Genomic DNA, 22,145 nt, shown 5'->3' with positions numbered 1-22,145 from the left:
ACTGCCGATGGGCGTCGGCCATAACGCGTGCTCTCTGATACAGAACTTGTGTATCAGAACTCTCGCTCCTTGATCATCTCAATCAGCGCCCTCGACCCAGCCGGTACGTGCCACCGTTGGATTCCATTCTCCAAGTACACGTATCAGCGCCCCCGCAGCCGGCTCTGCAGCAGCATTCCACTCCGTCAATCTCATCCCGCCCAACGCTTGGATGAGATAGGAGCGCTGGTAACCGAGCAAGTCGCCGATATCCGGGCGGGCGGCCCTAATGATCCTGCCACCAGCATCGGTCCGGTGGTTAGCCTCAAGCAGTGGCAGCGGGCGCAGCGATACATTCAGATCGGCATCGAGGAGGGCGCTCACCTATTGGTGGGTGGCCCCGGCTTGCCTGACGGAATCGACGCGGGCTGATCCATCAGGCCCACCGCCTTTAGTTGCGTTACCAACCCGCTGACCAAGATCTTCGGGCCTGTTCTGTCGATCATCCCCTACGATGACCAAGATGAAGCGCTAACCATCGCCAACGATACGCCCTACGGTCTCCAGGCTTACATTCTGTCCTCAGCCCTGCAAAGAGGCTTCGCGCATCGACGCCGTTCGCGTGTTGATCGATACCCGTGGCCCACGAGCCGCTAGCGCCCTTCGGCGGCTTCAAACAATCAGGTATAGGCCGTGAGTACTGCACACTCGGATTGGAGGCCTTTCTGGAGCCTAAATCCGTGCTCTCCTGACAAAACAGCATGCCGTTGGGGAAATCGATGCAAAGTGTTTCTGCATTTTTGGTATGGTGCAGCACATTTTCACAAGGATTGATTTTTCATCCGCAGGACGCGGCGTCGACCTTCTTCAACGAGATGCTGTAGAAATGCCTGAACCGATACCGATCAAGGATCACGAAAAAGAAAACCGTCTGGTCAACAAGCGCCTGCTTGCCTGTGCGTTGTTGGTCATCGGCATCACCTGCGCCCTGGTGGGCCGCATGTATTTCCTGCAAGTGGTGCAGTACGACTACCACTCCACGATTTCCGAAAACAACCGGGTCCACGTCCTGCCGATTACGCCCACGCGCGGGTTGATCTATGACCGCAACGGTGTGGTTTTGGCCGACAACCGTCCCAGCTACAACCTGACGATTACCCGCGAACGCACAACCGACCTCAAGGGTGAGCTGGATGCCATCGTCAACCTGCTGCACCTGCCCGCCGAAGACCGTGCGGTGTTCGACAAGGCGCTGAAGCAGGCTCGTCATCCTTTTGTGCCCGTGACGCTGTTTTACGAATTGACTGAGGAACAGATCGCCGTACTGGCCGTCAACGAATTTCGTTTGCCTGGCGTGGATGTCGAGCCGCAATTCGTCCGTCACTACCCGCTGGGCGCACATTTTGCCCACTCGATCGGCTACGTCGGCCGAATCAATGAAAAAGAATCCAAGGCCCTTGATTCGGTGGAGTACAGAGGTACGCAGTCCATCGGCAAGACCGGTATCGAGCGCTTCTACGAATCCGAACTGCACGGCCATGTCGGTTATGAAGAGGTGGAGACGAATGCGCAAGGCCGCGTACTGCGCGTGCTCAAGCACACCGACCCGATCCCCGGCAAAAACATCGTTCTGAGCCTCGACGTCAAACTCCAGGAAGCGGCGGAAGAAGCCTTGGGCGATCGACGTGGTTCGGTTGTCGCCCTCGATCCACAAACCGGCGAAGTACTGGCGATGGTCAGCAAGCCGAGCTTTGACCCTAACCTGTTCGTGACCGGTATCAGCTTCAAGGAATACGCGGCGCTGCACGACTCCATCGACCGGCCGCTGTTCAACCGTGTGCTGCGCGGGCTTTATGCGCCCGGTTCGACCATCAAGCCGGAAGTGGCCATCGCCGGTCTCGACAGTGGCGTGGTCACCGCACAAACCCGTGTGTTCGACCCCGGTTACTACCAGCTGCCCGATTTTGACCACAAATACCGCAACTGGAACCACAGCGGCGACGGCTGGGTGGACATGGACGCGGCGATCATGCGCTCCAACGACACCTACTTTTACGACCTGGCCCACAAGCTGGGCATCGACCGTCTGCACGATTATCTGGCCGAATTCGGGCTGGGGCAGAAAGTCTCCCTCGACATGTTCGAGGAGTCTGCAGGCCTGATGCCGTCCCAGGCGTGGAAGCGCGCGACGCGACGCCAGCCGTGGTTCCCGGGTGAAACGGTGATTCTCGGCATCGGCCAGGGCTATATGCAAGTCACGCCGTTGCAGCTGGCCCAGGCCACCGCATTGATCGCCAACAAAGGCGTCTGGAACCGGCCGCACCTGGCCAAGACCATCAATGGCGTGCCGCCGGTGGATGAAAACCCGATGCCCAACGTGGTCCTCAAGGACCCGCGTGATTGGGAACAGGTCAACCATGGCATGCAACTGGTGATGCACGACCCGCGCGGTATCGCCCGGGCTGCGGCGGTCGGCGCCCAGTATCGCATTGCCGGCAAGAGTGGTACCGCGCAAGTGGTTGCGATCAAGCAAGGTGAGCGTTACAACCGGAACAAAACCCTGGAACGCCATCGCGATAACGCTTTGTTCGTCGGCTTCGCGCCGGCCGAACATCCGAAAATCGTGATCTCGGTAATGATCGAAAACGGTGAAGCCGGCGGCCGTGTGGCGGGCCCTGTTGTGCGGCAAATCATGGATGCCTGGCTGCTCGACCAGGAAGGCCATCTAAAGCCGCAGTATGCGACCCCGGCCAAGGCGCCCGGAGATCCACACGTCTAAGTCAAACCTTCCATTCGTCCCAGTGCTCTACGCTTTCATAGGCAAGCCAGGGCACATCATGGGACGTCCAGATGTGCGAGGTGGGCCGTACGCCCGGATCATCATCCAGCGTCGCCACTCGCACAATCACATGGGGCTGGTGCCTACGCTCAGCCATCAGATGTGAGCCGCATCCCGAGCAGAAATGCCTGAATTTGCCCGGCGAAGATTCAAGCGACGACAGCAGCGCTTCGCCCCGTGTCCAGCGGAAATGTTCGCGCATCACCCCGGCCGTGGCCACGAACGCTGCTGCATGCACCTTGCGGCAGCTGTCGCAGTGGCAGTGGCTGATAGGCATATCCAGGCTGTCCACTTGGTAGCACACAGCTTTGCAGAAGCAACTTCCATTCAACGGGTCAGTCATAAACGTATTGCCTGATCAAGGATGGGGTCATCATCATCGCGCACACGCCAAGGTTGCGCATTGGTCGATGTCGCCTACTGTCAATGGAGGAGGTGACTTATGCACGTATTAGATCGCATCGAACGAAAAGTCCTGCTCAATGCTTCACGTAAACAGGTGTGGGAAGCCCTCACGGATGCCGAGCAATTCGGCAGTTGGTTCGGTATCGCCCTGAAGGGCAAAACCTTTGCTGCCGGGGAAACCCTCGAAGCCCCCATCACGTACCCAGGCTATGAACATGTGGTGTGGAAGGCCAAAATCGAAAGGGTCCTGCCACAAACCCTGTTTTCCTTCCGGTGGCATCCTTATGCGGTCGAGGAGGGTGTCGACTACGACAGCGAAACGCCTACCCTGGTGGAGTTCACCATCGAAGATCGGGCGCCAGGCATTTTGCTGAGGGTGGTTGAATCCGGGTTTGATGCGGTGCCCGAGACCCGACGCCAGAAGGCCTTCAAGATGAATTCCCGTGGCTGGGATGAACAAATGAACAACATCGAAACCTATCTCGCCCAGGCGCGCCGCGCCTGACCCAAGCGGGCATCTTGATGATGCCCGTGTTCGTCGCTGTCAGCCTTCGTGAGTTGTGGTGATTTCCAGGGTATCGGTGAAGGTCACCAGCACACTTTGCCCGACCTTGAGGTCTTTGAGGCCGGCACGGATCTCCGGTTTTTCAACGTTCAGCACTTTCGTCGCACCGGTAGGGTTTTCCAGGGTCACCTGGTTTTTGTTCAGGTCGATATGGGTAATCTTCAACTGCACCTGGATCTGCCGGAAAGCGGCACCGCCGGGGTGCGGGTTATCGGCCGTGGCACGCACCACGCCGGTACTTTCGCTTGAGTCCGGGGCACTTTTATCCACGTCGGTGTCGAGTACCGCAGCCACCGAATGGGTGGTCAGCACTTTCACTTGATCGCCAACCGTGAGGTTGGCCAAGTCCTTGGCGTCATCACTGAGTTGCACATGCACCGGGTTACCTTCGGCACCTGCCAGCACCACCTGGTGCGTGGCGGCATCGACCGACAGCACCCTGGTGGTCACTTCATCGGCTTCAAGGGATTTGGACAGCGGGATGTCGGCGGCGTAAGCGGCAAGGTTGCCGGCGCACACCAGGGCGACCAGAGCAAGGGCCTGGCGCACGGAGCGGGGTACATTCATTGAAGGGACTTCCATGTGAGAGAAGCCCTTGAGTCTAGTGGCGAGTCAGCGGTGTGCAAATTCGCTGACCCTCCACGTTGTAACTTTAGAAATCCACCGTCGCCGACAACTTCGCCACCCGCGGATCACCCTGGGTCAGATAGCCACCCAGCGCAGATTCCCAATACTTGGTATTGGCCACGTTCTCCACGGTTGCGCCCAACGTCACATCACGCTGCGCCACCTTGAAGTTGTAGCGCGCACCCACATCGAAGCGATTCCAGGCCGGCAGGCTCAGGTTGTTCGCCGCATCGGCGTACTGGCCGCCGGTGCGCAGCATGCGGCCGTTGACGCTTACGCCTTGCAGGCCCGGCACATCCCAATCCACCCCGGCGTTGAGCTGGAACGACGGCACGCCAATCGCACGGTTGCCGTCATTGGCGCCGTTTGCCGTGCCGTTGACTTCGGTGTGAATAATCGTCGCGCCGCCCAGTAGACGCAGGCCGCTGACCGGTTCACCGAAGACGTTCAGCTCAACGCCCTTGTTGACTTGCTCGCCCTGGAAGACATAGGTGGCGGTGCCGTCCGCATTCAGCTGGGAGTAACCTTGAGTCGGCTGTTCAATGCGGTACACGCCCAGTGTCGCTCCGTAGGTGCCCATATCAACCTTGACGCCTGCTTCGGTCTGTTTCGAGCGGGCCGGTGCGAAGGTCTGGTTGGCGTTGGTCACGCTGGTAGCGCTGCCAAACGTGCTCGGAGCGGTCGGCCCCGAAGCCAGGCCTTCAATGTGGTTGGCATACAGCGAAACATGGTCCCAAGGCTTGAACACCAAGCCATACACCGGCGTGGTGATGCCCTTGGCGTAATTGGCAGTGCGCGTGCCGGTACCGTAGGCATAGCCTTGAACCACCAGTTCCTGGCGGCGCAGACCGGCCGTGAACAGCAGGCGGTCATCCATAAAGCCGAAGGTGTCCGATACCGCAGCGCTGCGGGCGAAGGTCTTGGCGGTAATGCCTGGGTCGTTCAGGTCACTGCCGGAGGTGAAACCGCCTTTGGCCGGTGCTGACACGTCGGCCGGAGTGTAGATATTGGTTGGCTGGCTGCCTGCGGCAAAGTCGAAGGCGTTACGGGTCTGGGTCCAGATGCCGGTCAGGCCCAGGTTCAACTTGTGGCTGACAGCGCCCGTCTGGAACTTGCCGTTCAGGCCGGCCATCAGGCTGGTGTTGTCTTCCTGGTGCGCGATGTTCGAGCCGCTGACCGTGGCATTGCCCAATGCGTCGTTCAGGGTGACCGACGAGTAGCGCCCCAGTTCGTTGGTGTGCTTGGCACCGCCGGCAATGTAGGCGGTCCAGTTGTCGTTGAGGTCGTACTCGCCGCGCAACATGCCGAACGTGTCTTCGAGGCTGGTGGTGCCCCAGTTCGGCGCGTAGTTGGTGTCGGCAGACGGGGCGTTGGGGATGTGGGTCAGCCCACTGCCGAGCAGCACCGTATTGCGCCCGCCGTTCACTTGCTGCTTCTGATACACAAAGTCCCCCGACAGACGCAACGCATCGCCGCGGTAATCGAGGCCGACCGAGAACAGTTTTGAGCGCTGGTTTTCGTCGTCAACGGCCGTATCGCCTTCACGCTGGGACAGGTTGACCCGCGCACCAAAGCGATTGTCCTCGCCAAAACGCTGGCCGATGTCGAGGTGTTCACCCACTCGGCCATCACTGCTGATGTCGGTGCTGAAACGGCGCAACGGCACATCATCGGCGCGCTTGGGCTGCAGGTTCACGCCGCCGCCAATGCCGGAGCCGCCGGGCGTTACACCGTTGATGAACGCGTTGGGCCCCTTGAACACTTCAACCCGCTCCAGGGCGTCGGTGGACATGATCTGGCGCGGCAGGATGCCGTACAAACCGTTGAAGGAAATGTCGTCGCCATTGAGCGGCAGGCCGCGAATCACAAAGGCCTGGGCCTGGTTCGCGTAGCCCGATGCCTGGCGCACCGACGAGTCGTTGAGCAGCACATCGCCGACGGTTTGCGCCTGCTGGTCGCGAATCAATTTTTCGGTGTAGGAGGACATGCTGAATGGCACGTCCATGATGTCCTGGTTGCCCAGCACACCCAGTTGCCCGCCGCGTGCAACCTGGCCACCGGCGTAAACCGGCGGTAGCGCGTTTGGCGCGGGCGCGTCGGCGTTGATGTTGGTAGCACCCAGTTCCAGTGTGTTGCCGTCCTGATGGTTATTCGCATCCTGCGGGGTGACTGGGGTTGCAGCATGGGCAGCAAGGCTCACGGAGCAGCAAAGGGCGAGCAGGGTAGGGCGAAACGGCACACAAAGTCGGGTACGGAAGGGCATGGTCGATCCTGACGGCGAACCGTCAATGTGAGGAAAAGGGCAACAACGTTGCGCGTCCTCGCTGCGCGGATACGACTCCGGTGCGAATGATAGTGATTGTTATTAATGTTCTGCAACAAATTTGTGAGATTGCGGTCTGCGTGCGCGTTAACGTGCCGCGTTTACGCGGATGCCGAGTAGAATCACGCCCTGAAAGCGATTCCTGAGGTGCGGCACGGTGGATTTACAGCAGGGTTTTGTCCTGACCCGGCATTGGCGCGACACGGCGGCGGGTACGGAGGTCAGCTTCTGGCTGGCGACCGACCAGGGCCCTCGGTGCGTGCGCCTACCCGTGCAAACCTCGGTGATGTTTATCCCCGAGGCCTATCGCAAACAGCTCGACTGGTTGCTCCAGGGCGAGCGCGATATCGAACTGCGCCCGCTGCAGCTGTGTGATTTCCATCACCGTCCGGTGTTGGGCCTCTACACGCGCCAGCACCGCCAGCTGATGGACCTGGAAAAACGTCTGCGCGCCGCCGGTGTCGATGTCTACGAAGGCGACGTCCGCCCGCCCGAGCGTTACATGATGGAGCGCTTCATCACCGCTCCCGTGTGGTTCGGCGGCACACCAGACGCCAACGACGTGCTGATCGATGCGCAGATGAAACCCGCACCCGACTACCGTCCGCCGCTGAAACTGGTGTCGCTGGACATCGAAACCACCGCCCAGGGCGATCTTTATTCCATCGCCCTCGAAGGCTGCGGCGAGCGCCAGGTGTACATGCTCGGCCCGCCGAATAAAACCGACGCGGTGGACTTCAAGCTCGACTATTGCGACACCCGCGCGCAACTGCTCGAGCGCCTCAACCAATGGCTCGCCACCCACGACCCCGATGCGATCATCGGCTGGAACGTGGTGCAGTTCGACCTGCGCGTGCTCCACGAACATGCCCAGCGCCTCAACGTGCCGCTGCTGCTTGGCCGTGGCGGCGAAGCCATGGCCTGGCGCGAACACGGCAGCCGCAATCACTATTTCGCGGCGGCAGCGGGGCGGTTGATTATCGACGGCATTGAAGCCCTGCGTTCGGCCACCTGGAGCTTTGAATCCTTCAGCCTGGAGAACGTCGCGCAAACCTTGCTCGGCGAAGGCAAGGACATTTCCACGCCGTACCAGCGCATGGACGAAATCAACCGCATGTTCGCCGAGGACAAGCCTGCGCTTGCGCGCTACAACCTCAAGGACTGCGAGCTGGTCACGCGCATTTTCGAGAAGACCGAGTTGCTCAAGTTCCTGCTGGAGCGGGCCAGCGTCACCGGGCTGCCGGCCGACCGCAACGGCGGCTCGGTCGCCGCGTTTACCCACCTGTACATGCCGTTGATGCACCGCCAGGGCTTTGTCGCGCCAAACCTGGGCGACAAGCCGCCCCAGGCCAGCCCCGGCGGTTTTGTCATGGACTCGCGTCCCGGCCTGTATGAATCGGTGTTGGTGCTCGACTACAAAAGCCTTTACCCGTCGATCATCCGCAGCTTTCTCATTGACCCGGTGGGCCTGATCGAAGGCCTCAAGCACCCCGAAGCGAGCGAGTCGGTGGAAGGCTTTCGCGGCGCGCGGTTCTCGCGAACCCGGCACTGCCTGCCTTCCATCGTCACGCGTGTTTCCGAAGGCCGTGAAGCGGCCAAACGCGAGCACAACGCGCCGCTGTCCCAGGCGCTGAAAATCATCATGAACGCCTTCTACGGTGTGCTCGGCTCCAGCGGTTGCCGCTTCTTCGACACGCGCCTGGCGTCCTCGATCACGATGCGCGGGCACCAGATCATGCGCCAGACCCGCGAACTGGTTGAGGCCAAGGGCTATGAGGTGATCTACGGCGACACCGACTCCACTTTCGTCTGGCTCGGCAGCGCGCATTCGGCGGATGATGCCAGCCGCATCGGCCGGCAACTGGTGCAGCACGTCAACGACTGGTGGCGTGCGCATTTGCACAGCGAATACGGCCTGCAAAGCGCCTTGGAACTGCAATACGAAACCCACTTCAGCCGCTTCCTCATGCCGACCATCCGCGGCGCAGAAGAGGGCAGTAAAAAGCGTTACGCCGGCCTGGTCGTGCACGCCGATGGCCGCGAAGACATGGTCTACAAAGGCCTCGAAACCGTGCGCAGCGACTGGTCACCGCTGGCCCGGCAATTTCAGCAGGAGCTCTACCAGCGCATCTTTCACCGCCAGCCCCATCAGGACTACGTGCGTGACTACGTGCGCCGCACCCTGAGCGGCGAACTCGACGACCTGCTGATCTACCGCAAACGGCTGCGCCGCCAGTTGGACGACTACGAGCGCAACGTCCCGCCGCATGTGCGCGCCGCCCGCCTGGCAGATGAATACAACGACCGCCTGGGACGCCCGCGCCAGTACCAGCGTGGCGGTTGGATCAGCTATGTGATCAGCGTCAACGGCCCGGAACCGCTGGAAGTGCGGCAGGCGCCGATCGACTACGACCACTACGTCACTCGGCAATTGCAGCCGGTGGCCGACGCGATTCTGCCGTTCGTGAACGATGATTTCGGCACCCTGGTCGGCGGGCAGATGGGCCTGTTCTAAAACGCTTGCCTGGATGCGATCAGAGCCTGCACTCTTGGCCTCTGACGACCACCCTCCAACGGCGCAGTTCTTCATGACTCAGATCACCCTGACCGGCAGCTCGGTCGAACTCCAACCCTTGCAACGTAAACATGCCGCCGCGCTGGTCCAGGCTGCCGCCGACGGTGAATTGTGGAACCTTAAAGTCACCAACGTGCCGGGTCCCGAGACCGTCGACACGTACATCAACGTCGCCCTCGCCGGGCGTGAGGCCGGCAGCATGATCCCGTTCGCGATCGTGCGTCGCGACACAGGTCAGGTAGTCGGCAGCACGCGGTTCTGGAAAGTCGACCGGGTGAATCGCAAGCTTGAAATCGGCCACACCTTCCTGGCGCAATCCACACAAAAAAGCGGCGTCAACACCGAAGCCAAGCTCCTGCTGCTGACCTACGCTTTTGAAGTGCTCGACTGCGTACGTGTGCAATTCACCACCGACGAACTCAACGAAAAATCCCGCGCCGCGATCCTGCGCCTCGGCGCCGTACAAGAAGGCATCGTGCGCCACGAGCGCATCATGCCCGACGGACGCAAGCGCAACTCGGTGCGCTTTAGCATCATCGATTCGGAGTGGCCGCAGGTGAAGGCCAACTTGCAGGCCAAATTGCTGCGCTAAGGAGCAAACGCCCATGTACACGCTTTACGGCATTGATGAATCCGGCTCCTGCATGATCGAAATCGCCCTGCAACGTTGCGCGGTGCCGTGGCGTCGCATCGACGCCAGTTCCTGGGCAGATGGCGAGGGCAGTGAAGCCCTCGCGCGCATCAACCCGCTCAAACAAATCCCCACGCTGGTCACGCCCGATGGCCAGGTGCTGACCGAAAGCGCCGCCATCCTGATCCACCTGGGCCTGGAGTTTCCCGCCTCGGATCTCCTTGCCGGTAACCGCGCCCAGATCCTGCGCGGCCTGGTGTACATCGCTGCCAATTGCTACTCGGCTATCGGCATCATTGACTACCCGCAACGCTGGCTGGGCAACGCCGATGAAGCGGCGCAGACGCAATTGACCACCGGCACGCGGCGCTATCTGCACCATGCGTGGGTGGTGTTCGCCCAGCAGTTCGCCGACCAGTTGTTCGCCCCCAATCAGGTGCCGAATGCACTGGGCATCATGGCCGCAGCCGTGTCGCGTTGGGACGCGGCGCGCGAGGTGTTGAGCAACCTGGCGCCCGGCTTTGCCCAGACGTTGGCGCAAGTGGATGCCGACCCTGTCGTGGCGCCCGTGTTTGCGCGGCATTGGCCGGAATGGGGCGTCTCTTAATGTTTCCGCAATCAGAAGAAACAATCACCGTGGCACGCGCCCAACCCCTTGCGTAGCAGGCTTCCTGACCTACGCTTCTTAACGAGGTGTAGGAATCATCCTTGAAATTGACTGTCGCAGACATGAAACTCAAGAACCCTGCATGGAATTCAAAGGAGGTGCGCATGCTCATCCGGTCGCTGACCCTGGCTACCTTGATGGCTTTTACGGGGCCGCTGTTGGCCGCGGATGATATCAACCCGCTCAAGCAGGACTTGGGCAAGTCGCGTCCGCTGGTGGTGGTGGAACTTGACTCCGGAAACGAAGCATTGGCGAACCTGAAAAAACAGCTGGATGAGCCTGCCAACAAGCAGTCCTTTGAAGAGCGCAGCATGGTGTTCTACACCGTGAAGTTCGGCAGCATCGGTGCCGAAGGCGAGAAATTTGCCAAGGACGCCAAGGACAACAAAAAGCTCACGCCGCCTGAAACCAACGCGCTGATCCGTGCCCTCAAGCTCGGCGCCGGCAGTGGCACCAAAGTGATTTTGGTCGGCAAGGACGGCGAGAAGAAACTCGAAAAAACCGTGCCGCCGGATACCCTCGACCTGAAGGAATTCTTCAGCGCCATCGACCAGATGCCCATGGCTGAAAAAGAGCTTGCCGCGCCTGCAGAGCCAGAACCCGCCGCGCCCGCCAAAGGCGCAAAAGCGGCCAAGCCCGCAAAAGCCGGCAGCAAGGCCGCCGCGCCACAACTTGATGATTGAACCTACATAACCCCTGTGGGAGCGGGGTTGCCCGCGATGACGGAATATCAGTCAAAACACCTTTGAATGACCCACCGCTATCGCGAGCAAACCCCCTCCCACAGGGGGTTAGTGGTTTTCTGAAGGTTTGACGGCTTTGCGCACCGGAAACGGAAAGTAGAAAAACCGCAGGAACGCCACCCGCTTGATCACTTCCCCGATCATCAACGGCACCACCACCGCCACCACTAGGCCCACACACGCCGCCAGAAGCGAATGCAGGCCCAGGCGTTCGAGCAGGTCGACAGTCTTGTGCTGGATCTCGCCATGGAAGATCAACAGGATCAGGGTCGACTGACCGATGTAGGTCATCGCCCGAGTGAGCAGGGCCGACACCATCAGTACCCGCGCCAGTGCCCAGCATCCGTACACGCCGATCACCGCCAGCACGCTGGTCCACAGCCAGCTGTCGTAGCGACGTTGCGCCAGGTCCATGGTGTCCCACGTGGGAATGAACACCGCAGCAAACAACAGGACCGAGACCAGGCACGTCAGCCACGATCCCGAATGTGTACGCAACCAATCGCGTGCCAGGTAGCCGACGATGAAGTAGGTGCTGCTGATCAAGGTGATATCCAGGCTGAACGGCAGCCCCGGCAGCACCCAGTGGTGACCGCCGAGCGTCACCGGCAATTGCCAGAACAACGGCAGCAGCCAAACCCCGAGAAGCAGTTGCGCCGCGATCAGCACGCCGGTCACCCACAACGACAGCTTCAGGCGCTGGATCAACCGCAGCATCACCCAACTGAACAGAATCGCCACCCAGAAGTGCGGCAGGAACCACATGGCCTGCCACGGAATGGTGTCCACCGAGGCATACAGCACGCCGCCGATATCCGGCAGCAGCGGCTGGCCGCGCAGCAGGGCGCGCACGATGACATACACCAGCATGGTGAAGAAAAACGGCTTGAGCAGCCCGTCAGCCTTGCGCACCGCCATCTCCACGAACGGTTGCTCGGGTTTGAAGAGCACGCCAGAGAGGAAAAAGAACACCGGCAAGATGAACGAAGCGAGGATCGGATACAGCAGGTCCGGCGAGGTGGCCACGAACCAACTGTGGGCAAACACGATCACCAGGATGCCGATGCCCCTGGCGATATCCATCTGAATCCAACGATGCTTCATCTGACTATTCCCGATCGGTCGTTCACGCCTTGCGCCACGGCTTCAGCCACAGCCCCATGCCCAGCAACATCACCATGCCCGCCAGGGTACTGAGCCCCAGCTGCAGCCATACGCCTTGAATTGGAAACAACACCCACGCTGCCACGCCCATCACCACCGCACTGAGCAGCCAATGCCGCGCCCACGCCAGGGCGTCGAGCAACCCCTGGCGCTGCATCAGCAGCAAGGCCGTGCAGATCACCCCGGCCAGCGCGGCCAGCGGTATACCCGCCAGGCCAAACACAAAGGGCAGGGCGCCCAGCAGCAGCACATTGACCAGGCTGCCGAGCAATTCACAACGCAGCGGCTGGCGCGTGTCGCCAGCCGCGTAGGCATAGCGTGCGAGCAGGGCGTTCCAGGCGCCGAACACCAGCGGCACGGCAAACCACGCCAGCAACAACGGCAGCGGCGAATCCGCCGATTGCTTGGGCAGCAGCAACGCCACCAGGCTTGGCGCCGCGGCCACCAGGCCGACGCCTGCCGGCAGTGTCAGCACGCTGGCGGTCTCCAAGCCGCGCTTGAGCAGGGCCAGGCGCTCATCGCCCTGGCGCCGGCTCATCATGCCCAGCAGCACCTGGTTAAGGCTCATCAGCGCGATCAACGGCAGGTTCATCAGCTTGCGGGCGAGGTTGACCCAGGTCACCGCCCCTTCGCCGAGCAGCGACGCCACCAGTCGCTCGATCAGCGCCAAGCCCTGGCTGGCGCCATTGCTCAACAGCAGGGGGCCGATGCGCTGGCCCAGTTCGCGCAGCGGCGTAAAGCTCAGCTGCCAGCGCCACGGCCGCCAGCCCTGGCGCCAGATCGAGGGCAGCAACGCCAACGGCATCAACAGGCTGCCGGCCAGGCAGGCGAGCGCCAGAGAATGAGGTTGGGTGGCCGTGCCCGCCACGGCGAGGTACGTCACCGGCGGCAGGTTGAACAGCAGCGACCCCAGCCCCGCCAGCACAAAACGTTCGCTGGCCTGCAACGGAATACTGAACAGCGCATGCAGCATCAAACCCGGCACGCACCAGGCAACGATCTGCAGATTGCTGGCCGCCAGTGCGGTGGCGCTGGCGGCCAGCCCCGGGCCGAGCAACTGCACCAGCCACGGCGCCAACAGCGTCAGCAGCAGGCTGGTGACCAACGCAATCAGCATCAAGGCCGGAAACAGCACCGCCAGCCAATTCAAACGCTCGTGGTCCTTGCGTTGCAGGTACAGCGGCAGCGCGGCGGCGCTCAATACGCCACCGGCCAACGACATGCGCAACGCCTCCGGCAAAAACAGCGCGATCAGGAACGCATCACTGCGCTCGCCCGCGCCCCAGGCGGCCACCAGCAGCCACTCGCGGGCGAACCCCAGGCACAGGCCCAGCAGGGTCGCAAGCGTCAGCCAGACGGCGGAGCCAAGCATGATTAAAGCCGTGCGCCGTCAAGGGCCGGCTTGCGGTAAGCCACTGTCTTGACCTGCGGCAGGCGCGCCGGGAACAGCCGGCGGGCCTCCAGGACATTGAGGCCGACCATCAGCCAGAACAGCGCCACCATCACCACGGCAAAGCTGAAGTAGTGGTCAAACAACCCGCTGACCAGCGCCGACAGAATCCCGGCAGTGCTGCCCAGCCACAGCGCGTTGTCTTTGGTCAGGCGGATCGGGCCTTTCTGCGGGCGTGCTTCACGCCACCAGCGCACGGTCACGGCGATAAACAACAGCATGCCGACAATGCCGGTCTTGTAGATGAAGTTCAGCCACAGGTTGGAGATGCCCAGCAAATGCGTGCCTGGCACTGGCGGGTCGACCTTGAAGCCGATGCCGAACGGGTAAGAAGCCACGGCCTGCGGGAACATGCGGTATTCGTCGAAACGTATTTCGGTACTGGCGTTGTCCGATGAAAAAATCGTCGCCAGGCGGTCCTGCAGCGGCGGATAGGCCATCACCAGCGCGACCGTCAGCGCCGCACCAATCATCAACAGCCTGCCGGTGTAGGGCACACGCCGCGTCGCCATCCAGATCAGCACCAGCGCCAGGCTGACCATCGCGCCACGGCTACTGGCCAACAGCAAGGCGGCGGCGCCCAGACACGCTACGCCCAGGCCCAGTCCGCGCTTCCAGCCTTGTTCGGTCATGCCGTAGCAGAACGCCAACGGCAGCAGCAACGCCATGATCCCGCCGATGGCATTCGGGTGCATCCACGGCGAGCCCATGCGCGATGACATCGCCTCCAGGCCGAATTTCAACATGTCGAAGTTGCCGTAGTTGAACAGCGCCAGGATCGGCGCAATGCCCGCCCCCGAACGCGTGCGCACAAACACCGCAATCGACAGCACCAGCATCGCCAGCGTACCCAGCAGCAAGGCGATCACCAGTGATTCGCGGTGTTTGTAGTCGGTCAGCAACTTGGCGCAGAGGTACACCGCCGACAGGCTCAGCAACCAGCGCAGCCAGTTGGCCACGCCGCTGGTGTCGGCGTGGATGGTGACCTGGCCGACGATAAACGGGAACACACTGAACAGCATCAGCCACAGCAGCATCTGGTCGGTGGGGCGGCGCGACAGGCTCGGCGTGTCGGGCACGCGCGACAGAAAACTGTGCCACAGCACCGCGCCCCAGGTCAGCGCCAGGATCGCCTCGCTCACCGTACTGCGAATGCCCAGGTTGATGGTCGAGTACGGCATGAAGGTCGCGACGCCGGCGAACAGCAGCAAACCCCAGAACGGGAAGCGCAGGATGGTCACGGCCGCGGCCAGGCCGATCACGGCGAGGAACGCCTTGGCCGGTGACAGCATCAGGGCCAGCGCGCCGAACAACAGGCCGAACAGGATCGCGACGAGGCTTGCCAGGGAGAGTCTCATTTCAATTCCTCGATCAGTTCAGCCAGGCGCTGGCGATAGGCCTGATGGTTGAAGCGTTGCGCCCATTGCGTGCGTTGTTCGGGTGATTCTTCAGCTGGGCGGTCCGCCAGCGCCAGCATCAATTGCACCAGCGCCGGGCCGTCGGTGGGCGAGAAGCGAGGAGCAGACGGCGGGGTGATTTCATCCAGCGAGGTGCCGCTGGCCACGGCCACTGGCGTGCCGACGCTCAGGGCTTCGATGACGGGTAGACCAAAACCTTCCGCATAGGACGGCTGCCACAGGCGCGAGGCCTGGCGGTACAGCGCGTGCAACTCGGCATCCGAGACGCCGCTCAAGGCGCGAATGCCCGGCAGGTTGCGCTGGGTTTCGGGTAAATGCTCAAGGCTGCCTACCAGCACCAAAGCAGGCACGGCGGGTGACAGGCTGCGGGCCTGCTGCCAGGCGTCGACCAGAAACGGCACGTTCTTGCGCAACTCACGCGTGCCCACCAGCAGCCAGTAATGCTCGGGCAGCTCACGCGCCGTCAGGTCTGCCGCCAGCTCGACAAAACTGTCGACTTGATTGGGCAGTACGCGAATCTTGCCCGCCGCCTTGGGAAACAGCCGCGCGGTTTCATCGGCGCTGTACTGTGACGGCGTCCACACGCGGTCGGCGCTGTGCACCGCGTACGCAATCGAAAGGCGATCGCTGGTCTTGTAGATCAGCGCTTTGAGGCGGTTGGCGTGGTAGTTGTTCAACGTGATCTGGAACAGGTCATGCAGCAGCACGACGGTGCGCAAACCTTTTGGCTTGGGTGGCAACGGCAGGCCCATATTGAACGTGCTGATGTACAGGTCGATCTGTTGTTCACGCAAGGCTGTTGGCAGAAAACCGGCCTCGAAGCGCAGCCGATTGTGCGGCTGGTGCATCGCCGCTTTCGCGCAGCCCCAGGCCGGGCAGTGCGCCTGCAAGCGGGTTTCATCACCCAGCGGCGCCACGGTAAACCGCGCCAGTTCCACACCCGGCAGCGTGCGCAGGGCATTTTCCAGGGCGTACACCTGGCGGCTGATCCCCGATTGCGGCGAGGTGCCGACGGTGCGGTAATCCAGGCCTATACGCATGCGGGCTCCTTTTGATTGAGCGTCGCGTACACCTGTTCCAGCTGGCTGGCGGCCACGCTCCAGTCATGCGCCCGGCGTACATAGGCGCGGCCCGCTTCGCCCATGGGCGCGGCGGCGTCGGGAAATTGCAGCAGGCGTACCACGGCGTCCGCCAGGCTGTCGGCGGTTTGCCCACCGAGGTAATCCAGGCCTTCAATCAGGTCCAGGCCCGACACGCCTTGTTCGGTACTCGCCAAGGGCAACCCGGCAGCCAGGGCTTCGAGCACCTTGAGCTTGGAACCGCCGCCGTGGCGCAACGGCGCCAGAAACACCGAACAGCTTGATTGCAGGTTCAGCAGGTTCGGTACAAACCCTTGCCACTCGATGCGCGGGTCCTTCCAACGCTCGCGCCAACTGCCGGGCATGCCAAACCCGCACACGCTCATGCGCGCATCCGGGCAGCGCGCCCAGACCTTGGGCAGGATTTCATCCAGGGCCCACTCGATGGCGTCCACGTTAGGCGCGTATTCATAGTTGCCCAGAAATAGCACGCGGCGCGTCGACGGGTCGGGTCGGGCGGCGGCGAAGTGATCGCAGTCCACACCGTTGACCACCACCGGCACTGGTTTGCCGGCGATTTCGGCCAGCACCTGGGCATCGCTTTCGGTCACCGCCACCACCTGCGCGGCCTGGCGCATCACGCGGTGTTCCCAGCGGCTGTAGCGCCATTGGTCGTAGCGAATGAAGGGCAGCGCCCAGCGCGGCAGGCGGTCGTAAGTGGCCGCGCCCAGCGCCGATTCAACGTTATGTTCGGTCAGCACGAACGGCTGCGATTGGCGCGCCAGGGCATCTTCATAAGGCTGGAACGTGTAGGTGTGCTCGATCTGCACCACATCCCAATGCTCTTTGAGCAATTGATTGAACGTGTCCTGCAGCGCGCCCGACAGACCGTTGACGCTGGCCAGCAGTGGGTACGGTGCAAACAGGCCGGCCACCAGGGTTTTCGCGCTGCGCAGTGGGCGGCGCGGCAGCACGATCACCTGCTCGAGGAAGGCCTCCAGCACTTGGCGATCGGTCAGCGACACCGGGTTTTTATCATGCAGCAGCAAGGTGATTCGATGTCCACGCGCGGCCAGGCTGCGCAGCAGATGAAACTGGCGCGTCTTGCCGCCGCTGGTGGCGGGCCAAGGCGAGTAGGGCAGGATCCATAAAATGCGCATGGCGGGCTTCAGTCCCATAACAGAATTTGCAGGTTCGACTTGACCGGGACGGTCAGCCCATGGGTGCCGCTTACCGGGGTTTGCGTGCCGCGCAGCGGGTCGTACAGGGTGGCGCTGGTGAGGCCAGGCAAGTGCGCGTTGCCGCCTTCGGCCGACCAGAAGAACCACAGTTTGCGGCCGTCGGCGCGGGTCCAGCCGATGCTGAACAAACCATCGGGCAATTGGTCGGCGGCGGGCGGATCGCCGGGCGTGAGCTGCGGCCCGCTCACATCGAGGAAGTTCTTCAAGGCGGTATAGACCGGCTTGGGGTTGGCGTCGATGTCGAGCAGGCCATAGAACTGGTCACGCACACTGGCGCGCTGGTCGAGGTCGCTCAAGGTGAACAGAAAGATCCGGTCGTAATCCATCGCGCTCATCAGTGCCACCCGGCGTACCACATAGTCAGCCTGGCCCTGCAGGGTGATCAGGTCCTGGGCATCTTTTGGCCCGGGGTAGTTTGACCAGCCCCACTCGGTGCTCCACAGCGTTTGCACGCCACTATTGCGCAGCGTCTGGTTGAGCGCGGTGGTTTTGGCGATGAAGTCCAGGTTGGACGGGTCGTTACCCTCGGGCAGCTGCGTATAGGGATGGTAGGAAATCACCGTGTTCAGGCTGGCCACACCCATGGCGCCAAGGGCGCCGAGGGCGTCGAGCATGGTCTGGCCATTGGGCATTTCGCTGAAAAACGCCATGCCGGCAGCCACCACCGGTTTGTTCGCATCCACCGCGCGCAAAGCGGATGCGGTGGCTGTCAACAAGGCGACGTAGCCAGCGGGGTCGGCCACCGGGCGCCAGAAGCCGAGCAAATTAGGCTCGTTCCACACCTGCCACGCGTTGACGCTGGGGTAGCGTTGCGACAACAGCGCCATGCGGTTGGCGAACACGTTCAGATCTTTGGGCGGGTATTGGTCCTGATAGGGCGCACCGGCCGGCGCGGTGGTCGCGAAGGGCGCCGAACCGACGAGGTAAAACACCGACTTGAGCTGATTGGCTTGCAGGTTGCCGACCAGTTGATCAAGGGTTGCGACCTGATACTGGCCCTGAACCGGCTCCAGCTGATCCCAGTGCAAATCCAGGCGTACCCATTCCAGGCCCAGTGCCTTGAGGCGGTCGATCTGCCGTTGATACAGCGTCGGGCTGAACCACAGGAACTGCGCGTTCACGCCCAGAAAATCCTTCCACACCACCACCTTGTTGCCCTTGAGCACATGGTTTTCGGCGTCAGCCTGGCGGCCCCACAGGAAGACCGTCAGGCCCAGTGCGGCAATCACCGCAAGGGTCGCAAGGTAGGTCCGTTTACGCGGCATAAGGGGCTCCCGCAATCGCCTGCTCAAAGAGGTGCTTGAACTTCTGCGCGGTCAACGGCCACAGGCGTTCGCGGCCAATTTCCCCGGCCCGTTCGGCCCAGTCGCGGGCCAGCGATGGCGTGCGCGCCAGGCGCAGCAGTTGTTGGCTCAACGCCGCCACATCGCCCTGGGGATAGATCGCGCCGTTGCCGCTGGCGACTTCTTCGGCAAACGCACGCGCATCCGAGGTGATCGCCCCGCGGCCGCACGCAGCGGCCCAGGACAGCGCGCCGCTGGTGCCGCGCTGGCGCCCCAGCAGGCCGAGTTTTTTTGATTCGCGATACGGCAGCACCATCACGTGATGCGCCTGGATCGTCTGTGCAATCTCGCTGGCTGGCAAGTTCAGCCGCCAGTCGATGGCGCCCACCAGGCCGAGTTCGGCGATCTGGCGGTTGAGCTGCTCAAGGTAGTTGCCGCCCGCGCCAAACGCCATTTCGGCGGCAGTGCCACCGGCCAGGGTCAGGCGCACACGGTCACGCAATTCGGGGGCTTGCTTGAAGACGTCGGCCAGCGCTTGCAGCAGGTCTTCAATGCCTTTGCCACGGTAGATAAAACCGAAGTACAGCAGGTGCAGGGTGTCCAGCGCCGGTAACGGCGCGGGAGCAATGGCCAGGTTGGCGTGGTTGATCACCGCCACTTTGCCGGCCGGCAGTTGCATGCGTTGGCTCAGGCAATCGGCGCCCAGGCGCGTGAGGGTGATCAGCCGCGTCAGGCCTTGGGCGACATGGCGTTCTTCGCGCAAGGTCAGTGGGTCGGCCAGCACCACTGCCGCTTGCGGCAATGGGCTGGGCAAACGTTCCAGCAGGTTCAGCGGGAAAGGCAGCTGCTCGCGTCGCCAGACGATACGCTCAGGGTCATGCACGGTCGCCGTCAGCGGCAATTCGGGGTAGGCCTTGCGCAGCTCGCGCAGGGCCAGAAACTCCCCCAGCCGGCCGCCGCCCAGCTCGGCGTGGACCAGCTCCACACTGCGCCAGTCGAAGGCGGCGATGGCCTGGCGGATGGCTTCGCTGTTGCCTTCCACGCCGCTCAACGGTGTCGCCACCGTCACGCCCAGCTGCTCCAGGGCCGTCTTGAAATGGTTCGCGTAGTCGGCGATCCCGTTTTTCTCCGGCGGCAAAGGGGCGAGCAGGGCGATGCGCATCAGAACGCCCCCCGGTATTTGGCGATGGTTTTAAGCACCCTGGCCGGCACTTCGAATTTGCGCCGGTTGATGATGATGCCGTCCACCTTGCCAAACGCGGTGTTGAGGATCGACAGCGCGTGCTCCACCACCGGCACTGTACTTTTCTGTGCTTCCACCACCAGGGCAATCAGGTCAGCGCGGCGCAGGTTGATAAAGGCGTCGCGGTTGTCCAGCAGTGCAGAGGCGTCCAGCAGTACCACTTCGCCCGGGGCGGCCGGTTCGACGCCGCCAACCCGCACCCTGATGCCGTTTTCCTGCAGCAAGTGGCGCAGTTGCTCCACCACAAAGGTCACCCCTTCGCCGTGGCGCGCCGAGGTCAACCCCAGGGTCAGGCCTTGCTCGGCCACGCGGTCCAGTTGCAGCAAGCCGTACAGGCGGTAAATGCTCGCATTGAACGCGTTGGTGCTCTGCGCGGTGCTGGTGTCCAGCTCCGGCAAGGTCGTCCACAGGGGCAGGCCGAACTTGCGCTCCACCAGCCCGCCATCGTGAATGCGCTGGTCCAGCAGGTAGCACAGGTAGATCACCAGCAAACCGACGACGATGGCAAACGGGATCGCCAACAGCAGCATCAGCAGGGTTTTCGGGAAGATGCGGCCAGGGTTGAGGGTGGCTTCTTCGATCACCGCAATGTTGCTGATCTGGCTGCTATCGAGCTCACGGTCGATGCGCGATTTTTCCAGGTTGTCCACGTACAGCGCGTAATTGCGCTCGGTGGCGCTCAGCTCGCGAGAAAGACGCGCCAGTTCCGGTTCAATCTCCAGGGCCTGCTTGCGCTGGGCTTCGAGGTTCACCAGCTGTTTCTGCTGTTGCACAAGCTGAGTGCGCAGGGCCAGGTTGTTGCTCGACTCGTCCAGCAGCACGCGCTGCAAGTGAATTTCCAAGGTGTTCGGCGCGCGGTTTTCCGAGGCCTGTACCGTGTTGCTTTCATTCGCGACCTGGGCCTGCATCGCCTGAATCGACGCGTCCAGGGCTTTGACGGGCGGCGCGTTGTCGGTGTAGGTGCGCATCATGTCGGCCTTTTCCAGCAGCTTCTGGTTAAGCAGGCGCCGCAAATCCTGCTGCTGCGGGTTCAGTGCGATCTGGCGCACCGTGGTGACTTCCTTGGGCTGACCCTTGAGCTGGTCGCGGGTGCTCTGGATGGCGCTGTCGGAAGACGCAATCAGGCGCGTGGTGTTGAAGGTCTCGCCGCGCAACACGTTGATGCGCTCAGACAAGTCTTCCAGGCGATCGGTGATGCTTGCCGCGCCGATCTCGTTCAAGTGCTTGAGGATTTGCTCCTTGTAGCTCTTGATCTCGGTGGCGCTGGTGTTCACCTGACCTTCATAGAAGGCGTAGAGGCTCTTGCGCCCCAGGGCCTGGGTGCGTTCGGTGATGTACGTGTCGACCCAATCCTTGACCACTTGCTGGGCGATTTGCGGGTCGCCCCAGGTAAAACTGATGTCCATCACCGTGGAGCCCACGGCATGGCTGACCTCGAAGTTTTTCTCCAGGCTCGCCGCCAGGCGTTCCACCGGCGTGGTTTTTTCGAGGATGCCGACTGTTTCCAGCACCACGCGAATACCGTCGAACACCGCGCCCACGCCTTCCTTGACGTAATACTTGCTGCGCTTCCAGAAGCCTTCCGGCGGCGGCGCATTGGCGATGACTTCCAGGTAATGCTCGGCCACCGTGCGCACGATCGGGCGACCGGTCAGCAAGCGCTCCTCGTCGACAATCGGGTCACGCTGGGTGCTGGGCATGACCAGTGCCTGACGGTTGCTGATCTCGATGGGCAAGGTCGAATCGCGTCCCGGCTTGACCAGCAGGCGCGCGGTGGATTCGTACTTGGCGGGCAGCAAAAAGGCCCCCAGCAAAATGATCACCAGCGCCGCGATGGCTGCCAGTTTGAACTCATGCCGGAAGATGAAGAACAGGCGCAGAAGATCACGAAAAGAACGGATCTCGATCATGGG

18 protein-coding genes and 1 pseudogene are annotated in these 22,145 nt (G+C 62.2%); 8 read left to right on the top strand and 11 right to left on the bottom strand.

What is annotated here, in order from left to right; translation table 11 throughout:
* Positions 1-27 precede the first annotated feature (27 nt).
* The 3 genes and pseudogenes from NTD89_RS02135 to mrdA all read left to right on the top strand — a co-directional run bounded on the left by NTD89_RS02135 (position 28) and on the right by mrdA (position 2,758).
* Positions 28-636: pseudogene (locus NTD89_RS02135) on the top strand (aldehyde dehydrogenase family protein).
* On the top strand, positions 618-731 hold the full coding sequence (locus tag NTD89_RS29450) for an aldehyde dehydrogenase family protein (protein ID WP_262206300.1): 114 nt from the start codon (positions 618-620) through the stop codon (positions 729-731). The pseudogene NTD89_RS02135 and the gene NTD89_RS29450 overlap by 19 nt, the downstream one beginning before the upstream one ends.
* Positions 732-865: 134 nt before the next feature.
* Positions 866-2,758, top strand: a complete 1,893-nt coding sequence (gene mrdA, locus NTD89_RS02125; RefSeq protein ID WP_106580023.1) for a penicillin-binding protein 2 — start codon at positions 866-868, stop codon at positions 2,756-2,758.
* Position 2,759: 1 nt separating this feature from the next.
* Here mrdA and NTD89_RS02120 read toward each other — a convergent pair whose 3' ends face one another.
* Complete coding sequence (locus tag NTD89_RS02120; protein WP_262206299.1) at positions 2,760-3,161, bottom strand: GFA family protein; 402 nt, start codon at positions 3,159-3,161, stop codon at positions 2,760-2,762.
* A gap of 99 nt (positions 3,162-3,260) precedes the next feature.
* On the opposite strand from NTD89_RS02120, the gene NTD89_RS02115 reads away from it, so the two are divergent.
* Positions 3,261-3,728: an SRPBCC family protein gene (locus NTD89_RS02115; protein WP_262206298.1), complete on the top strand. Its 468-nt coding sequence runs from the start codon at positions 3,261-3,263 to the stop codon at positions 3,726-3,728.
* Between the two features lie 39 nt (positions 3,729-3,767).
* Here NTD89_RS02115 and NTD89_RS02110 read toward each other — a convergent pair whose 3' ends face one another.
* Together NTD89_RS02110 and NTD89_RS02105 are read right to left on the bottom strand one after the other, a co-directional pair.
* Positions 3,768-4,355, bottom strand: a complete 588-nt coding sequence (locus NTD89_RS02110; protein WP_262206297.1) for a hypothetical protein — start codon at positions 4,353-4,355, stop codon at positions 3,768-3,770.
* 85 nt (positions 4,356-4,440) lie between these two features.
* Positions 4,441-6,678 (bottom strand): TonB-dependent receptor, encoded by a 2,238-nt coding sequence (locus tag NTD89_RS02105; protein ID WP_262206296.1) that lies wholly within the window; start codon positions 6,676-6,678, stop codon positions 4,441-4,443.
* Between the two features lie 217 nt (positions 6,679-6,895).
* Between NTD89_RS02105 and NTD89_RS02100 the strand changes: the two genes are divergently transcribed.
* The 4 genes from NTD89_RS02100 (at position 6,896) to NTD89_RS02085 (ending at position 11,294) form a co-directional block, all read left to right on the top strand.
* Positions 6,896-9,253 (top strand): DNA polymerase II, encoded by a 2,358-nt coding sequence (locus tag NTD89_RS02100; protein WP_262206295.1) that lies wholly within the window; start codon positions 6,896-6,898, stop codon positions 9,251-9,253.
* A gap of 73 nt (positions 9,254-9,326) precedes the next feature.
* Positions 9,327-9,905, top strand: a complete 579-nt coding sequence (locus tag NTD89_RS02095) for a GNAT family N-acetyltransferase (protein WP_262206293.1) — start codon at positions 9,327-9,329, stop codon at positions 9,903-9,905.
* Positions 9,906-9,918: 13 nt separating this feature from the next.
* Complete coding sequence (locus tag NTD89_RS02090) at positions 9,919-10,551, top strand: glutathione S-transferase (protein WP_262206292.1); 633 nt, start codon at positions 9,919-9,921, stop codon at positions 10,549-10,551.
* Positions 10,552-10,715: 164 nt separating this feature from the next.
* On the top strand, positions 10,716-11,294 hold the full coding sequence (locus NTD89_RS02085) for a DUF4174 domain-containing protein (RefSeq protein WP_106580031.1): 579 nt from the start codon (positions 10,716-10,718) through the stop codon (positions 11,292-11,294).
* Positions 11,295-11,402: 108 nt separating this feature from the next.
* Here the strand turns inward: NTD89_RS02085 and NTD89_RS02080 are convergent, their stop codons facing one another.
* Genes NTD89_RS02080 through NTD89_RS02045 form a run of 8 tightly spaced genes read right to left on the bottom strand, consistent with a single transcriptional unit; the run spans position 11,403 to position 22,142 of the window.
* Positions 11,403-12,458 carry an acyltransferase family protein gene (locus NTD89_RS02080; RefSeq protein WP_262206291.1) on the bottom strand — a complete coding sequence of 352 codons (1,056 nt, stop codon included), beginning with the start codon at positions 12,456-12,458 and terminating at the stop codon, positions 11,403-11,405.
* Between the two features lie 22 nt (positions 12,459-12,480).
* The gene (gene murJ / locus NTD89_RS02075) at positions 12,481-13,890 is read right to left on the bottom strand and encodes a murein biosynthesis integral membrane protein MurJ (RefSeq protein ID WP_145163268.1); all 1,410 of its coding nucleotides are present in this window, start codon (positions 13,888-13,890) and stop codon (positions 12,481-12,483) included.
* A 2-nt stretch (positions 13,891-13,892) separates the two neighbouring features.
* Positions 13,893-15,326 carry an O-antigen ligase family protein gene (locus NTD89_RS02070; protein ID WP_145163270.1) on the bottom strand — a complete coding sequence of 478 codons (1,434 nt, stop codon included), beginning with the start codon at positions 15,324-15,326 and terminating at the stop codon, positions 13,893-13,895.
* A complete protein-coding gene (locus tag NTD89_RS02065) occupies positions 15,323-16,426 on the bottom strand; it encodes a glycosyltransferase family 4 protein (protein ID WP_262206290.1) in 1,104 nt (367 codons plus the stop codon). The genes NTD89_RS02070 and NTD89_RS02065 overlap by 4 nt, the downstream gene beginning before the upstream one ends.
* Positions 16,417-17,625 carry a glycosyltransferase family 4 protein gene (locus tag NTD89_RS02060; protein ID WP_262206289.1) on the bottom strand — a complete coding sequence of 403 codons (1,209 nt, stop codon included), beginning with the start codon at positions 17,623-17,625 and terminating at the stop codon, positions 16,417-16,419. Before NTD89_RS02060 ends, NTD89_RS02065 begins: the two co-directional genes overlap by 10 nt.
* Before the next feature lie 8 nt (positions 17,626-17,633).
* Positions 17,634-18,971, bottom strand: coding sequence for a GH39 family glycosyl hydrolase (locus tag NTD89_RS02055; RefSeq protein ID WP_262206288.1), 1,338 nt, complete (start codon positions 18,969-18,971; stop codon positions 17,634-17,636).
* Positions 18,961-20,151: a glycosyltransferase gene (locus tag NTD89_RS02050; protein ID WP_145163277.1), complete on the bottom strand. Its 1,191-nt coding sequence runs from the start codon at positions 20,149-20,151 to the stop codon at positions 18,961-18,963. Before NTD89_RS02050 ends, NTD89_RS02055 begins: the two co-directional genes overlap by 11 nt.
* On the bottom strand, positions 20,151-22,142 hold the full coding sequence (locus tag NTD89_RS02045) for a GumC family protein (protein WP_262206287.1): 1,992 nt from the start codon (positions 22,140-22,142) through the stop codon (positions 20,151-20,153). The genes NTD89_RS02050 and NTD89_RS02045 overlap by 1 nt, the downstream gene beginning before the upstream one ends.
* Positions 22,143-22,145 lie beyond the last annotated feature (3 nt).

Source organism: Pseudomonas sp. 14P_5.3_Bac1, assembly GCF_025466135.1.
Classification (GTDB): domain Bacteria; phylum Pseudomonadota; class Gammaproteobacteria; order Pseudomonadales; family Pseudomonadaceae; genus Aquipseudomonas.
This window is presented reverse-complemented; position numbering and strand designations above follow the sequence as displayed.